Raw genomic sequence first — 15,057 nt, 5'->3', positions numbered from 1 at the left:
TTTCAGAGAGTGGAGAACTCGTTCAAAGGCGACCAGACGCCGTAGTCGCCCCGACGGTAGAGAAGTGGCTCGCGGGGGAAGGTCTCAGCGCCTTCCACCCGGCCTACGAAAAGCCAGTGGTCACTCACTTCGATCGCGTTCTCAACCCTGCATTCCGCAATGCCGAGTGCGATTTCGGTGAGCAACGGAGCGCCTCCGGCGACGGCCGAGGGGCGCCATTCGACATGTGCGAACTTGTCCGTGGCCTTACTCGCGAACACCTGCGAGGCGTCACACGCGGACGAGGAGAGGAAGTTCACCGCGAACGCCTGCGAAGAAACGATCGCCGGCAGCGTGCGGGACCCCTTGCCGACGGAGACCAGCAGCGTCGATGTCGCCGCCGACACCGAACAGACGGCGTTGCTGGTGAAACCGTACGGCTCACCCGCCCCGTCCACTGCCGTGACGATGGCGATCGGAGTCGGGAACGAGCCGAAGAGTTCGCTGAAGCGTACAGAACCGACGTCCATCAAGTTCCCCCATGGTGTGGTGCGGCCCCGGTCCGGGATTCCTTTACTGCGGCACCGGAGCGGTTTCGATCCGGAAATCGGCGATGATCTTCCGGATGTCCTCCGCCACGGTCGACTCGTCGCCGGTGAGGATGAACCGCCCGCTGTGCACGGCGTCGTAGCTGCCGCCGGGCTGCATCACCTCGCCGGGGGTCGGCACCAACTCCCGCCAGATCGTGGCGAAGTGGTCCCGCAGGGAGGTCACCGAGACGACCTCGGCCGGCAGTCCGGCGGGCTTCGGGATGATCAGCCAGCCGCCGGACGGGTCGCCCGTCTGCGGCGGGACCGTCGCCCCGCCCTCGCACAGGGCGTCCAGCCAGAGCTCGAAGAGGTTGACCCCGAAGAGCTTGTCCGTGAGGTACGGCACCTCGGCCCCGCCGATCCGGCCCGCGATCTCCAGGAACACCAGGTCCCCCTCGGCCGTGACGAAGAGCTCGAGGTGGAACGGCATGGAGCTCATGCCCAGACCCGACACGCACTGCCGGGCGAACTCGTGCACACGGTCGCGCAGCGGGGAGTCCTGGACGACGACCGAGCCGAGCGGCTGTCTGCCTGCCTCGAAGGCGAGGCAGTCGCCGATGTAGCGGGACACCGCCATGAACGGGATCTGCGAGTCCCCGCCGACAAACCCGTCCACGTGGTAGATCGGCCCGTCGATGAACTCCTCGAGTTCGTAGTCCCCGGTGTCGACCTGATCCAGCAGCGTGGTGAGCGTGGCCTCGTCCTCGATGCGGTGCACCCCCCTGCTCCCCGCGCCGGACAGCGGCTTGAGGATCAGCGGGAACCCGATCACCCGCGCGAAGGCCACCGCGGACTCGGCGTTCTCGCAGGAAGCGAACCGCGGCACGCGGACACCAGCCGTCGCCACGACTTCCTTCATGCGCAGCTTGTTCAGGTAGAGCGCCACGTCCTCGGGCCGCGGACCGGGGATGCCCAGTGCCGCGCGAACCTCGGCCGCGATACCGAGCGTGGCCTCCGACACGGCGACGAGCCGGTCGACCGGGCCGACGTGGTCCGTGATCTTCTGAACCGCTCCGCGAACCGCCTCGAAGTCCTTGAGGTCTTCGACCTCGACCAGGTCGGCGATCTGCTCGGGATCGGCAAGGACTCCGGTGGCGCCGACCGCGTCGACCACGTAACTGACCTGGTGCCGCTCATGGTCGATGAGCTCCTCGAAGCGGCCCATCGAGAAGTCCCAGCGCGGCCCCTCCTGGAACCTCGGCCACCGGTTGATGACGACAATGTGCATGGTTACTCCTCCGCAGCCTCAAGAGCGCGAATCAGGGGAGCGACATGAGTGAAGAAGTTCCTCATCTCGTCCCGGGTCGGCCACCCCGAGAAGATGAATTCGCTGATACCTGCGGCCTTGTAGCTGTGGATGTACCGGGCCACTTCTTCGTAGCTCCCGACGATGCACAGGGCCGGACCCCCGCGGTAGGCCACGGCACCCGTCCAGATGTAGGGCGAGAGCCAGTCGTCGACCGCGGAGTTCGCCAACTCGTAGGAGGACCTCACCGCCTCGGAGTCGGTGGTGCTGAGCGCCTGGCGGACCCACTCCTTGTGGTCCTCGTTCGGATCGCGCACGAGTTCGGCAAGCTCCGCCACGGCCTCCTCCCGGGTGGGACGAGCCAGCACGTGCATGCGGGTACCCACGCGGCAGCCACCCTCGACGAGCGGCCGGCCGGCCTCTGCCAGCGCCTCAGGGGTGTCGCCGTAGCGCAACCAGCAGTCCCCCAGGGCCAGCGCGGTCTGCTGCGCCACGGCCGACGCCCCGCTGATGTAGATCTGCGGCCGCCCTCCGCCGAGGTGGCCGAGGCCCAACTCCGCGTCCTTGAGCGTGTAGTGCTGCCCGTCGTAGCTCAGCGGCGACTCGCCCTCCCAGAGACCCCGGAGGATCTCCAGGAACTCGTTGCAGCGCGCGTACCTCTCGTCATGGCTGAGGAAGTCGCCGTATCCGGCCTGCTCCGCCGGAGAGGCTCCGGACACGATGTTGAGGGCGATGCGCCCCTCTGTCATCCAGGACAGGGTGTTGACGACCTGTGCGAAGAGCGGCGGCGTCATCAGGCCCGGCCGATAGGCGAGCATGAACCTGACACGATCGGTGACCTGCGAAAGCGCCCCGAGCACCGGGATCGGGTCGGGAAGCCTCTTGGAGATCCCGAACAACAGGGTGTCGACGCCGAGTTCATCGGCCTCCTGGACGAAGTCGATGACTTCCCCCATGTCGAGCTTGCCCATGTTGTAAGGATCCGTGGGCTTCGCCTGCCCCGTGTCCGGCGGTGAGCACCAGTGGAGGCGCAGGGGATTCATCTTCGATCCTTCCTTCCGTGTCAGGTGCTGACCACGCGTACGCGGTCACCGATCTCGGACCAGCGCTCGAGCGCCTCTTCCGGGGAGTCCGCGGTGAAGACGACGGCCGCGATCCGACAGCTGTAGTCCGTCTCATCGGTCTTGATGGGGGCGCCCGGTTCGATGAGGACGTGGCCCCCCACCACCCACGGCTCGGACGTCAGCTCGTCCCAGCCTTCGAGCCGCGCGTACGAACCTGCGCCGCCCGCGGTCAGGAAACGAATTCCCGTCGCCTTGGCGACCGGCTCGCCATGGGCCGCCGCGCTCCGGGGATCCGCTCCGGTGATGTCCGCGAGGACCTTTCCGGGCAGCCTGAGGCCGGTGACCATCTCCATCAGCTCGGTGATCTTGCCGCCGGGCAGGCGCGCGGCCACCTCGATGAGTACGGGGCGCCCCTCACTGAGGCGCAGTTCGCAGTGGAACGGCCCCGTCGTGATCCCCACCGCCCTGACGACATCCACGGCGTACGACGCGAGTTCGTGGCGGACAGCCTCGTCGAGCGGCGCGGGCGTGAGATGCCCCAGCTCCAGGAACCGCGGCTCGGGACCGAGCAGCTTCCGCGTCACCGCCACGACGGTGGCTTCGCCGTTGCTGACGTAGCCGTCGGCGCTGTACTCCGGGCCGGCCACGTACTGTTCGACCATCACGTCGGCGGTCAGCGGCCGGTCGAACTCGAGTCCCTCCTCGGCATGGATCGCAGACACCGCCCGGCGCGCTTCCTCGAGGGAGTCGACGCGCGACACGTGAACGCTCCCGCCGGAATCGACCGGCTTGACGACCGCGGGGAAGCCCACGTAGGCACATGCCGCATCGAGTTCCGCCGGCTCACGGACCACAGTGAACCTCGGTACGTGCAGGCCCGCCGCAGCCACCGCCTCGAGCATCCTCGCCTTGTGCCGGACCTGGTCCACGGCCGTGCCGGCCAGACCGGGCAGCCCCAGCCGGGCGGACAGCCGGGCGGCTGCCGGTACGTAGTACTCGCCGCCGGCGACAACAGCATGAATGGCGTTCCGCTGGTGGGATTGGACGACGGCGGCCTCCAGGACATCCCCGGAGTTGGTATCCGTCACGATCATCTCTGTCGCGGCAGATCGCACGGACTCGGCGACCCTTCGGCCTTCGGCCTCATAAGAGGCCACCACGACATCCCAATTGAGAGAACGGGCATGAGTGATATAGGCGTTCGCAGAGAACGCGGGTTGCACCACCAGGACACGGTAAGGCATAGGGTTTCCTCGAGTTCTAGCTCTGAGCTCGGCTGTGGTTCACGTGACGAGAAGTCAGACCTCAGCGCATTGAGGATTACCGAAGTCCGCGCGGTCAGGATGCGGAGGGCTCCACGATATTCCAGCCGACATCGCCGTCTCCTGCCACGATCGAATCGGGCGCAGACGCCGCCGTGACGGACGGCGAGAATGAGCCGCTCCCCACAGCTATCGCCACCGCCACACCGGTGATGCCGCTGATGAATGCGACACGTACGGTGCGCGTCATACGAGTCAAGATTGCATGAACATGCATGATGCATTTACCCATTCGTCGAAGCCCATTGGGCGTGAGGTAGAAGGTCGACTTGGCCCCAGCTATCTCGGTAGCTGTGCACGCACCCCATTCGGGTTAATTGCGCGTCCGGCCTGCGTCCATCGATTCAGTACACGAATGCCCCCGTAGCAATCAAGCTCTGACCTGCACCCAATCCTTCCCGCACCACCCCCACGGAGGCCAGGCACTAAGATGGCTCCGGTTCCCGCACTGCGGATCTTCACGGGGGTTCAACATGGACAAAGAGGAAAAATGGGAAGGGCTCACGGCAAGGCGAGCCACCGTGGGTGACGAGGCGGACGCCGAGAGTCACTTCGATCATGTCGTTCCGCCGAACGCTCCGACGAAGCCGGAAGAGCTCGTCCAAGGAATGGCCAAATACTTGACGGACTTAAGCCGACTCGTCGATGAACAGGCCAGCCGACTGCACAACGTGTCATACGCAGCCACCAGCCGGAACTCGGATGTCCGCGAAATTCACGGCCTATCCACCATCGCTCAGGCCATCGATGACGCTCTGTCGGCCTCCCGGCGGGAAATTCTTACCGCGCAGCCGGACGGTCCCCGCCCGAGGGAAGTTCTTGACGACGCCCTGGAAAGCGTGCGGCGTCACGTGGCCGCCGGCGTCGTAATGCGTACTCTCTATCAACACACGACGCGTTTCGACGAGGCGACAAAAGAGTACGTCCAGAAGGCGACGAGCCTCGGAGCTTCAGTCCGGACGCTCGACGAGTTCTTCGACCGCCTGATCATCGTGGACGACGTCGCCTTCATCGCGGCGAACGCAGACCGCACCTCTGCGGTCGCGGTGAGCGAGCCGGCCGTCGTCGGCTTTCTCCGTGACATGTTCAACAGGTCATGGGACCGGGCAAAGCCCTTCCCGTTCGTCCCGAATTATGCGGCGCTGGCAGCAAAGGAAGTCATGCCCGCAATGCGTGACTCGATCAAGCGCCTGCTGATCAACGGCTACCCGGACAAGCAGATAGCCCGGCGGCTCGGCATCAGTGAGCGGTCGCTGCAGGGCCACATCGCCACCATGAAGCGAGAGCTCGAGGCACACAACCGGATGCAGATGGGCTATCTCTGGGGCAAAGGCGAGGGTGAGTAGGACGGTCTGCGAGGGCGAACCACGGCGGGCTGCCCAGGCGGATCCGAGGTTGCGGGCGGCGTTCTCGGCGCGACGGGTTCGGACAGGCCGGCGAAGGGCGACCCGGCCGCGCTGACGCCGCTGACGCCGCTGGCACGACCATGGCACACGGGCTCGTGTCGGCGACGAAGTGACCATGCCATCCGTACGCATGGCCGCCGGCGAGCCTGCCGCCGCGCGGCTACCGGCCGGTCCCGGCAGCCACCTACTCGGCCTTGCCCGGGTCGATCCAGCGAAGTGAAGTCCCGGCGGCGGCGAAAACCGCGCCGAGGGTCAGCCAGCCCCATACCGGGAACTGCAGCACGCCGCTTGTCATCACCACCGGTGCAAGCGATGTCGCCGTGGATGTCCCTGATTGGAACAGGCCCTGGTAGGCGCCGGCTTGGCTGTCGGGTGCGAGGTTGTAGCTCAGCGTGGTACTCGAGGCCGCGAAGTACACCTCGGCGATCGTCATGATCAGCGCCGCACCCAGGACCAGGACCGTCGCCGTGATCGCCGACCCGGATCGCGACACGACGAAGACCACGCAGCCCAGGGCCAACAGCCATCCGACGCGCTCGCCGACCCGGATCGCGCCGACACTGTCCTCACTGCCTTTGCTGAGGCGCACCTGGAGCAAGGCTACGAGGGCTGTGTTCATCACGAGCGCCACCGCCACGATCGCCCGCGGTGCACTCGTTTCGCGAACCACCCACAGCGGCAGGCCGACTTCGAAAATGCCGAACTGAAGCGCCAGGACCGTGCATATCACGCTGAACAGAACATAACGCCGATCTCGTAGCACGCCCGAGCGTCGGCGATCCTGCCCGGTGGCTGCGGCGTCGGCCGTCCGGGCGATCGGAAGGCGGGCCAGCATGGCCGCCGCGACGACGAAGGTCAGACAGTCGACGACGATGACGGCGAAGTAGGCGGTAGCCGTGTTCACGGCGAGCGCAAGGCCGCCGACGCCCGCGCCGAGCCCGACCCCGACATTCGCCAGTGCTCGAAGCTTCGCCCGCGCCTTGACCACACCGTCCTGTGGCAGCGCTGTCGCCAGCAGTGCCCGGTACGCGACCACTGCCCCGCGATCCACCGCGGTGATCGGGCAGATCAGCACGAGGAACAGCCAGAACGAATGAACTTGCGTATAACCCAGGATCCCCACGGCCTCCGCGGACCAGAGGATCATCAGCACACGGCGGGCACCCCAGCGGTCGCAAGCCCGGCCGAACGGGACGGACGCGAGGATGCCGCAAACGCCGCCGGCAGCCAGTCCGGTGCCGAACTGAGCCGCCGTCATGTCCCCGAAGTGCGTGAAGAACAGCGCACTGTTCACCCGGAACAGACCGTTGCCGAATGTGTTGATCAGTGTCAGAGGCACGAGCAGCCTGGCTGCGCGGTCCGCGGGCGCCCCGGAGCCTTCGGCCATGGGCGCTCGCGTCTTGGGCAGCGCAGGTATGAGGGAGCGGATTCCCACAGAGTTTCCTCGATTTCCAGCTCTGAGCTCGGCCATGGTTCACGTGACGAGAAAGCAGACCTCAGCGCATTGAGGATTACCGCTGGCGAACCCCGCAGCGATCAAGCTCCAACCTGGGCCGGTCCGCTCGTTCGAGGTACGTGAACAGCTACCCCGCCACCTCGAACCTCCGAGAGGCCCTACGGCCCCGGGGGCCAATCCTTCCCCCACCGCCCCCAAGCGGACCAGGCCCCAAGACGGCTCCGGTTCCCGCACTGCCGAAATTCGCGGGGTCTATCTGGGACTTCCCAGGGACTTTCCGCCAGGCCGGCCATGGCACCAGAGCGACGCCGAGACCGATCCGGACCGCGGAGGGTGGCGGAGAACCCGGCTACGGCAACCCCGCCGCACTCACCGCTCTGGTCGGCTGCGAGATCCGCCCGCACAACCGGAGCCGCCGACCGACCGCTTCGGTCAGCTGCACCCCAAGCTCCGTGCCCAGCACGCTGATCCGACCGACGCGGCCCTGCTCCGCGGCTCCGCAACCCCGCCCCTGCCGGCCACGCTACGGGTACTGCGCAAACAGCACACCCGAGGCCGGGCCACAGCACGGTGACCCGGTCGGCGTACGGCGATCGAACGGCTACACGTTGAAGCGGAATGTTTGGTGCAGAGCTCCCACCTGCGAAAACGCGGCTTCTGGGGTGCCCATCCCAGCACCATCCCAGCACGGTAGCCACGTCCCAGCACCGTCCCAGCAGAGCGGCTCGTCACCCGCGTCTACGCGGCTGGCTCGAACGCCGTCTGCATGATGGCACGACACCGGTCCCACGCCTCCGGCACCAGGTGGCCGTAGATGTCGACCGTGGTTGTGATGGATTTGTGCCCGAGCCAACGCGAGACCTCGTGGATAGGTATGCCCGCGGCGAGCGCGGTCGAAGCGAAGAAGTGCCTCAGCGAGTGCGGGTGGTACTTCGGCTTCCCCTCCACATCGACGAGGCCGGCGGCGACGCACGCCTTCCTGAAGTGATACGAATAGGTGTTCGCCGTAGGCATGGTGCCCTTGCCGCGCTCCCGGGGAGCGAAGAAGACGTCGACCTGACGCGCCTTCCCTGCCTTGTCGCGGAACGTGATCGGGATCGGCGACCACAGCTTCTCGTGCTCGTCGATCTCCGTGCAGATGAAGGGCGCGACCGGCACGTCGCGGTACTCGCCCTCCTCGCGGTGCTTGAGCGGGACGAGCCGTGTCCGGCAGTCGTCACGGTGCGCCTTCGCGCTGATCTGCCAGCGGATCCGGATCATGTCGTTGCGCAGGCATCCGACGTGGAAGGCCAGGGCCTCGCTCACTCGCATGCCGACCCCGGCCTGGAGCCAGACAGTGAGCTTGTACTGGGGCGACATGTGCTTGTGCAGCAGCCGCACCTCGTCGAGGGACGGGATTTCGTCCTCGTCGACGGCGCGCGACCCAGGGGCGTTCTTGACGTCCTTGGTCGGATCTTCCTGGATCCGCTTTTCTTCCTTCGCGGACCAGAAGATGTGCTTCACCATCTTCATGCGGTCGTACACCGTGCTCGCGGCCAGCTCCTTGCTGATGGCCGCTTTGAAGTGCTCGATGTCCCGCTTGGTCACCCCGGCGAGGGTTTTCCGACCTAGTCGGGGGACGAGATGGTTATCGATGAAACCCTTGTAATTGTTATAGGTTCCGTCGCCGATTATTCGACGTTCGAGCCAGTCTTCGACATAGACGCGGACGGTAATCTTGCCAGCATCGGGGTCAATGTAGACCATCATCCCCTTGTCGGTCTCGACCTTGGCAGCAAAGGCATCCGCGCCGTCGGGCCCAGTCTTTTTCGCAAACGTCTTTTCGCGCTGCCGCGCCGTTCGACCGCCAGGCTCCCGATAGCGGACCGTCCAAGAATGCCCACAGCGCGGCTTGTCGCATGGGTACGTGGTGACCTTGGGATCGGACTTGCATCGCTGATATACGGTTGCCAACTGACACCCTTCGTGTGCGAGAAATGGCCGAGCGGCCGTTATCCGTAGTTGTCTTCGAGATAGGCGATAATGTCGCGCTCACGGAATCGCAGAAGGCGTCCGACTTTCTGCGCCTTAAGCCCCCACGCCCGATACTTGTTCTTCACGGTGATCTCGCTCACCTGCAGCCAGGAAGCCACTTCTCCCGGGTGAGGAGCCTGTTGCTTCCGCCGGCGGTCACGGCGCCACCTGCTTGGCAGCAGAAGAGGCTTGCCGTTCAGAGCCGTCATGGAGGCAGCTACCTGAGCGCAAATGGGCAGGGGGTATCACGGATCGGCGCACGTTTGGGTTCCTTGCTGGGGCGCGTGGTCGATTGGGCAATGCCGACAGCACTCCCATGCCATGAGGGGCTTGGAGCGGAAGCCGACAGATACACGAATGCAGCAGACGGGCCGTGTACTACCTCTCTATTTGCTTGGCCCTGTCTGTTAGCCCGCTCCGACTCCACCGCCAAGCACAGTCCGGTGCGAACTCCCTCAATGGTCTGCACGATCCCCGGTTTCGGTAACCGGGGATCGTGGGCTATATTCCGCCCGCGACCGAGGACTACGAGGTCAGCCGGTAGAACCTGAGCGCGGGGTGTACGTCGTCGTCGACCAGGACCACGAGTCCGTTGTCGGTGAGTCGGCTGAGGTTGCGAGCCACGACGCGTTCGGGAGTGCCGACGGCTCGGGCGATACCTCGGGCTTCAGCACCTGGGTGGGCAGCGATGTGCGCGAGCACCATCAGGTCTTGGCGATACCCGCGCTGCACCAGGTCCTCACCGAAAAGGCCGGCGGCGCAGACGCAGAGGCACAGGGCTGTGGAGAGAGCGGCGTAGTCGGCTTTCGCCTGGGCGGTCCATGCGTTCATGGCGCCGAGCGCCAGAAGGATCGGAGCAGTAACGCGGGCCGATCGAAGTGCGGCTTTCGACAGGTGGGCCTCCTCGCTAGGGACTAGGGCACGAGACGAGAGATGGAAGCCAGCGCGGCCCGCTGGCACCCGCACCGCTGGAAGCGTCTCTGACCTGGTGTTTTCCGGGGAGGTTGTACGTTGACATGGACCTGGGGGAGGGTTCCAGTCCTTTGGGGCTCTTTCTCGTCTGCCGTGAGCTGAAGGCCCATGTCCTTCGACAGCGAACCCAGGCGACACCGGTCCTTGCCATCCAACCCAGTCGCTCCAGGTCAGCGGCCCACCTGCCGCACTTCGGCGCTGCGGGCCTTGACAGTTAACCCAGTCGTCGCAGGTCAGGAACTTTCAGCCGGACTGAGTTGGCTGTCCAAGGATAGCCCGGCTGACTCTCGCTCAGCGCTGCTCGCTGTCGTGGGCATGGGAGTGGCTCGGAGCCAGACGCTCATCAGACCCGAAGTCGCTTCCGTGGACAGTTGCCGAGACGTCCATGGACGTCCAGCTGATACCAGCCACACCCAGGGCATTCCGGCTTAGTCTTCCAGCATGGATCTCAGCGTTTGGGCCCGCGACCTGGCCAAGTCCCTCCTCGCGGAACCTCTGCCGCGCCGCTGGACGCACTCCCAAGGCGTAGCTGCGAAGGCAGGGGTTCTAGCAGAGATCCTGGGTGTCGATGCAGAACTGCTGTGGGCTGCGGCGATCTTGCACGACATCGGCTACGCGCCGACGCTGGCGGTGACAGGGTTCCATCCGCTCGACGGGGCTCGCTACCTGCGCGACCACTCGGCCGCGGACGAGCGGCTGGTGCGGTTGGTCGCCAACCACTCGTGTGCCGTGCTGGAGGCGGAGGAACGCGGGCTGAGGGAGCAGCTTGAGGACGAGTTTCCCCTTCTCGATCACCCCGCGCTGGTCGACGCACTGGCCTACTGCGACATGACCACGACGCCGGACGGCGAGCCGACCACGGTCGATGCCCGCTTGGCGGAGATCCTTGGTCGGTACGGTCTCGACAGCATCGTCGGTCGGTTCATCCGTCGAGCGGAACCCGAGCTGTGCGCGGCTGTACACAGGGTCGAAGCCCAGCTCACTGCGGTCGGCGAGAGTAGGAGCGCGGACTTCTAGTCCACGTGCGGGTACGCCCCGTTGAGGAAGTGGGCGATCTGCTTCCTCATGGAGGGGTGGATGTCGTAAGAGTGGAGGTCGCTGGGCCGGATCCAGCGGACGTCGTCGGCTTCGTCGTTGATGGTGGGCTCGCCACCGACCGGCCGACCGATCACCGTCACCTCGTACGCTTGCCGGATCTCTCCGTCCGTGTAGGCCACGACATGTTCAGGGGGCGAGTACACGCCGAGAAGCCCGGTGGGTTCGGCGTCGATTCCGGTCTCCTCCTTGCATTCCCGGACCGCACATTGCGACGGGGACTCCCCGATGTCCATGGCTCCACCGGGAAGGGCCCACTGCCCCGTGTCCCGGCGTCGCTGCAGGAGGATCGCCCCGTCGGACTCTCGAGCGACGAGCATGTTGCACGCCGGGATCAGCGTGTTCGGCTTCGGTGCGTTCTCGTCGTACCAGTACTCCGTACGTCCCATCGCGGGCCGTGCTCCTCACATGGACTCGGGTGACCAGGGCTTCGCAGTCTCCCAGACCGCGTCGAAGCTGCCGGCGTAGTGGTCGAACCAGCCGTCGTCCCCCAGGCGTCGCAGTTCGAACACGGGGTTGGCGCTGGCAGGCTGCCCCCACACATGGGGGTTGACGAGGAGTGCGTCGTCGAAACGGAAGAGGCTGCTGTACAGGGTCGTGTCGTGCAGGCGCACCTCGCAGCCGGGGGTGCCGATCAACTTGCGGTAGTAGGTGAGTGATGCCCTGATCTTCGCGGAGAGCGTGCCGCCGATCCCTTCTTCCTCGTCTCGGACGGCGACCGCCTTGCCGGACGGGTCGCCGAAACAGAGGCGGACCCGGACGCCGGCGTCGGCGCGCTCGGCGAGCATCGCCGCCACCCGCGGGTTGGTCTGGGCGAAGAACGTTCCGCTGAACACCAGGACATCGATGTGCTCCTGCGCGGACTTCAGGAGGCGGACCCAGGTCTTCTGCGGGACGCTCGCGCGGTTAGGGAAGGCGGCGACCAGCTCGGTCTGCTCGGTCGTCTGCGCCTGCTCCTCATCGTCTTCCTCGGGCGGCCACAGGTAAGAGGCGTCCACGCCAAGTTGTTCCGCGACCGCCCATTGGTGCCGGCGGAGCGGCTGCCGCCCCAGGCTGATCCAGCGTTCCACGGTCTTGACGTCTACATGGCATGAGGCCGCGAGCTTCTCCGGGGTCACCTTCCGCTGGAGCATTACCGTACGCAGCCGCTCGTTCACGTTCGCATCTTTCCAGGACGTCCTGGGACGCGGCAAGATCTTGCGGGACGCCAGGACGTCCCATGAGGGCACTATTAACAGGCAGTTCACGCTGCATACCCTGGGCACGTGCAGCTCATCGTGCTCTGGGACGTGGACCACACCCTCGTCGACAACGCCGGCGTCAGCAAAGAGATCTACGCCGGCGCCTTCAAGGCCCTCGCGGGGCGGGATGCCGAGCTGCCTGCGCCGACGGAAGGGCGCACGGACCGGGCGATCATGCATGAGATGTTCGTCCGGCATGGTCTGCCGGTTCCCGGATGGGCCTCGGCGCAGCGGGTGCTGGAGGAAGCGGGGCGGGGCCGCGAGGAGGATCTGCGGCGACGGGGTCGGGTTCTGCCCGGTGTCCAGGAGGGGTTGAAGGCGCTCGCGGCGGACCCCGAGATCTGCTCGTCAGTCCTCACGGGCAACATCGCGGCGAATGCGCGCGTCAAGCTGAGGGCGTTCGGTCTCGACGATCTCCTCGACATGGCCGTGGGTGGGTACGGCGAGGACAGCGAGGACCGGGCCTGTCTCGTCGATGCTGCCCGGTCCCGGATTCACGCCGCCTACGGCGTGGCGCTGACGATGCCGACCGTGCTGATCGGTGACACGCCTCGCGATGTGCAGGCCGCGCATGACGCCGGGGCGCGCTGTGTTGCGGTCGCCTCGGGCATCCACTCGATGGCGGAACTCAGTGCCGCTGGCGCCGACTTCGTCGTTCCGGATCTGACGGATACGGAGGGCCTGCTGGCTCACCTGCGCGCGGCAGCGGCCTGAGCCGGCCTTCCCTGCCGCCGGAGGGCCTCGCCGAGGTCAGGATTGGGATCGTGGCGGGTCAAGGGCGCAGAGCGTAGCAGCGCATCGAGTCCAGGTCTTCGCTTCGTACCAATGACCAGGACGCGGTCAGCAATTCCGCCTGCTGCACGGTGATTCCGATCGATTTCCGTTCCTCCGGGAGGCGTTCAGCAAGAGGGGTCACCAGCCAGAGAGTTCCGCCAGGCGGGAGGAGACATCGGATGCGGTCGAGGAAGGCGGGCTTGTTCTTGATGAAGGCGAACACCAGGCGGCAGGTGACAAGGGCGTAGCCGGCGTCGGGAAGTACGCTGATGTCGTCGGTCTCGATGTCCAGCTGCTGAAAGACCAGCCCGCTCCCGTCTTGCTCGGCCTGCGCGATCTTCAGAGCGGCGGAGGAGCAGTCGATCGCCGTTGTGCGGTATCCCAGGTCGGCGTGCAGGTACCGGCCGAGAGCACCGTCGCCGCAGCCGATGTCGAGCGCGGGCCGGCCGCGGCCGACGCCGAGGAAGCGGCGGGTCAGCTGCTGTTCCTGGGGGCCGAGGCCGCGGTAGCGGCGTCCCGATGCCCACAGCGGGTCCCAGTATCCGGCCGGGTTGGTGATCGTCATGGGTGGGCGGGCTCCTCGGTCGGGGTCAGTGGGATGGGGGCGGCGGTGCTGAGCGCGCGGACGGGCGAGTTCCACAGCACGAGGAACGGGATCACCAGGGCCGCGGTGACGAGCGTGAGGGTGGGGCGCAGTCCGAGCAGGGTGCCCAGCGCACCCGCGGCGAGGGCGGCGAACGGGCGCAAGCTGAAGGCGAGCCAGGCTCCGGTGGCCTGCGCCCGTCCTTGGAGATGGTCAGGTGCCAGTTCCTGGCGGACGGCGCGCTGGAGCCCGCCATGGCACACCGCGGCACCGGTCTGGAGGACCATGCCGACGCCGATGGCGATCTGCCCGCCGAGCCCGGGGCCGGCGAGGACCAGGGGAATCTGGGCGAGGGGGTTGAGGGCGAGCGCGCCGAGCATCACCCTGCCTGGGCCCCAGCGTCGTTCCAGGGGCTGCCAGACGAGGGCTCCGAGGATGCCGCCGATTCCGCCGGCGCCCATGACGATCCCGAGGGCGGTCGGGCTCCAGTGCAGTTCGCGCAGCAGGTACAGCGACCACAGGGCACTGCTGGCGGCCAGGACGAAGGAGGTGGCCGTATTCGACAGCACGATCGAGCGCACGACGGGGGTGCGCAGGGTGTAGGTGAGGCCCTCGCGGATTTCCGCCCAATGGTTGGTGCCGGCTGTGCGGGCGGGTGGCGGGTCCTCGCGGTGCTTGATGCGCCACAGGAGCAGGGCGCTGGCCAGGTAGGAGGCGGCATCGACGGTGACGGCGCGGGCCGCGCCGAGGACGGTGACGAGGACGCCGCCGGAGTTGGTGCCGATCAGGTCGGCCAGGGAGTTGTTGGCGCCCATCTTGGAGTTGCCGTCCTTGATCCGGCCTGGACTGAGGAGGGAGGGCAGGTAGCTGATGGACGCGTTGCTGCCGATGACCTGCAGGGCGGCCACCGTGAAGGCGACCGCGTAGAGGTGGATCAGGGTGATGCGGTCGAGGAGCTGCGCGGCGGGGAGGGTGAGCAGGACGGCGGCGCAGAGCAGGTCGCAGGTGATGATCAGGGGGCGTTTGCGGCGGCGATCGGCCAGGACGCCGGCGTGCAGGGACAGCAGCAGGGGTGGGAGTTTGGAAGCGAAGGAGATCAGCGCGACGTGGAAGGTGGAGGCGTGCAGGTCGACGACGGCCAGGACGGACAGCGCGATCGTGGTCACGCCGCTCCCGGTCACGCTGATGCCCTGCGCGAGCGCGTAGTGCCGGAAGTCCCTGTCCCGCCACAGGCTTCCCCGGGCGTCGGGTTCGGATCGGTGCGGCACGTCAGTGAACTCCCCTCGTGAGTGTGGCCGTTGCGGTCCCGCCGTAAC

General features: G+C 66.6%; 15 protein-coding genes. 3 read left to right on the top strand and 12 right to left on the bottom strand.

The annotated features are described in order from the left end of the window. Positions 1 to 2 precede the first annotated feature (2 nt). From ACQEWB_RS31840 to ACQEWB_RS31820, 5 genes are all read right to left on the bottom strand, one after another. Positions 3 to 509, bottom strand: coding sequence for a flavin reductase family protein (locus tag ACQEWB_RS31840; protein WP_432837052.1), 507 nt, complete (start codon positions 507 to 509; stop codon positions 3 to 5). A 43-nt stretch (positions 510 to 552) separates the two neighbouring features. Further along, the gene (locus ACQEWB_RS31835; protein ID WP_432837050.1) at positions 553 to 1,797 is read right to left on the bottom strand and encodes an ATP-grasp domain-containing protein; all 1,245 of its coding nucleotides are present in this window, start codon (positions 1,795 to 1,797) and stop codon (positions 553 to 555) included. A gap of 2 nt (positions 1,798 to 1,799) precedes the next feature. Continuing rightward, a complete protein-coding gene (locus ACQEWB_RS31830; RefSeq protein WP_432837048.1) occupies positions 1,800 to 2,858 on the bottom strand; it encodes an LLM class flavin-dependent oxidoreductase in 1,059 nt (352 codons plus the stop codon). Between the two features lie 20 nt (positions 2,859 to 2,878). Next, a complete protein-coding gene (locus tag ACQEWB_RS31825) occupies positions 2,879 to 4,123 on the bottom strand; it encodes an ATP-grasp domain-containing protein (protein WP_432837046.1) in 1,245 nt (414 codons plus the stop codon). 94 nt (positions 4,124 to 4,217) lie between these two features. After that, entirely contained in the window at positions 4,218 to 4,391 is a 174-nt protein-coding gene (locus tag ACQEWB_RS31820) for a hypothetical protein (RefSeq protein ID WP_432837044.1), read from the bottom strand. A gap of 283 nt (positions 4,392 to 4,674) precedes the next feature. Here ACQEWB_RS31820 and ACQEWB_RS31815 point away from each other — a divergent pair, with 283 nt between their 5' ends. Beyond that, entirely contained in the window at positions 4,675 to 5,547 is an 873-nt protein-coding gene (locus ACQEWB_RS31815; RefSeq protein ID WP_432837042.1) for a LuxR C-terminal-related transcriptional regulator, read from the top strand. Between the two features lie 244 nt (positions 5,548 to 5,791). On the opposite strand, the gene ACQEWB_RS31810 is transcribed toward ACQEWB_RS31815, so the two are convergent. From ACQEWB_RS31810 to ACQEWB_RS31800, 3 genes are all read right to left on the bottom strand, one after another. After that, complete coding sequence (locus ACQEWB_RS31810; protein WP_432837040.1) at positions 5,792 to 6,994, bottom strand: MFS transporter; 1,203 nt, start codon at positions 6,992 to 6,994, stop codon at positions 5,792 to 5,794. 807 nt (positions 6,995 to 7,801) lie between these two features. Continuing rightward, a complete protein-coding gene (locus tag ACQEWB_RS31805; RefSeq protein ID WP_432837038.1) occupies positions 7,802 to 9,016 on the bottom strand; it encodes a tyrosine-type recombinase/integrase in 1,215 nt (404 codons plus the stop codon). A 585-nt stretch (positions 9,017 to 9,601) separates the two neighbouring features. After that, positions 9,602 to 9,907, bottom strand: a complete 306-nt coding sequence (locus tag ACQEWB_RS31800; protein ID WP_432837036.1) for a winged helix-turn-helix domain-containing protein — start codon at positions 9,905 to 9,907, stop codon at positions 9,602 to 9,604. A 582-nt stretch (positions 9,908 to 10,489) separates the two neighbouring features. On the opposite strand from ACQEWB_RS31800, the gene ACQEWB_RS31795 reads away from it, so the two are divergent. Beyond that, the gene (locus ACQEWB_RS31795) at positions 10,490 to 11,065 is read left to right on the top strand and encodes an HD domain-containing protein (protein ID WP_432837034.1); all 576 of its coding nucleotides are present in this window, start codon (positions 10,490 to 10,492) and stop codon (positions 11,063 to 11,065) included. On the opposite strand, the gene ACQEWB_RS31790 is transcribed toward ACQEWB_RS31795, so the two are convergent. Both ACQEWB_RS31790 and ACQEWB_RS31785 read right to left on the bottom strand, forming a co-directional pair. Next, positions 11,062 to 11,532: an NUDIX hydrolase gene (locus ACQEWB_RS31790; RefSeq protein ID WP_432837032.1), complete on the bottom strand. Its 471-nt coding sequence runs from the start codon at positions 11,530 to 11,532 to the stop codon at positions 11,062 to 11,064. The genes ACQEWB_RS31795 and ACQEWB_RS31790 overlap by 4 nt on opposite strands. A gap of 15 nt (positions 11,533 to 11,547) precedes the next feature. Beyond that, positions 11,548 to 12,300 (bottom strand): XRE family transcriptional regulator, encoded by a 753-nt coding sequence (locus ACQEWB_RS31785; RefSeq protein ID WP_432837030.1) that lies wholly within the window; start codon positions 12,298 to 12,300, stop codon positions 11,548 to 11,550. Between the two features lie 108 nt (positions 12,301 to 12,408). Here ACQEWB_RS31785 and ACQEWB_RS31780 point away from each other — a divergent pair, with 108 nt between their 5' ends. Then, complete coding sequence (locus ACQEWB_RS31780) at positions 12,409 to 13,098, top strand: HAD family hydrolase (RefSeq protein ID WP_432837028.1); 690 nt, start codon at positions 12,409 to 12,411, stop codon at positions 13,096 to 13,098. A 58-nt stretch (positions 13,099 to 13,156) separates the two neighbouring features. Here ACQEWB_RS31780 and ACQEWB_RS31775 read toward each other — a convergent pair whose 3' ends face one another. Next, complete coding sequence (locus tag ACQEWB_RS31775; RefSeq protein ID WP_432837026.1) at positions 13,157 to 13,723, bottom strand: class I SAM-dependent methyltransferase; 567 nt, start codon at positions 13,721 to 13,723, stop codon at positions 13,157 to 13,159. After that, positions 13,720 to 15,009 carry an MFS transporter gene (locus tag ACQEWB_RS31770; RefSeq protein ID WP_432837024.1) on the bottom strand — a complete coding sequence of 430 codons (1,290 nt, stop codon included), beginning with the start codon at positions 15,007 to 15,009 and terminating at the stop codon, positions 13,720 to 13,722. Before ACQEWB_RS31770 ends, ACQEWB_RS31775 begins: the two co-directional genes overlap by 4 nt. Positions 15,010 to 15,057: the final 48 nt, after the last annotated feature.

Source organism: Streptomyces sp. CA-249302 (assembly GCF_050936785.1).
In the GTDB taxonomy this organism is placed as follows: Bacteria; Actinomycetota; Actinomycetes; order Streptomycetales; family Streptomycetaceae; genus Streptomyces.
Note: the sequence above shows the minus strand (reverse complement) of the source record. Positions and strands in the feature narration are given on the sequence as shown.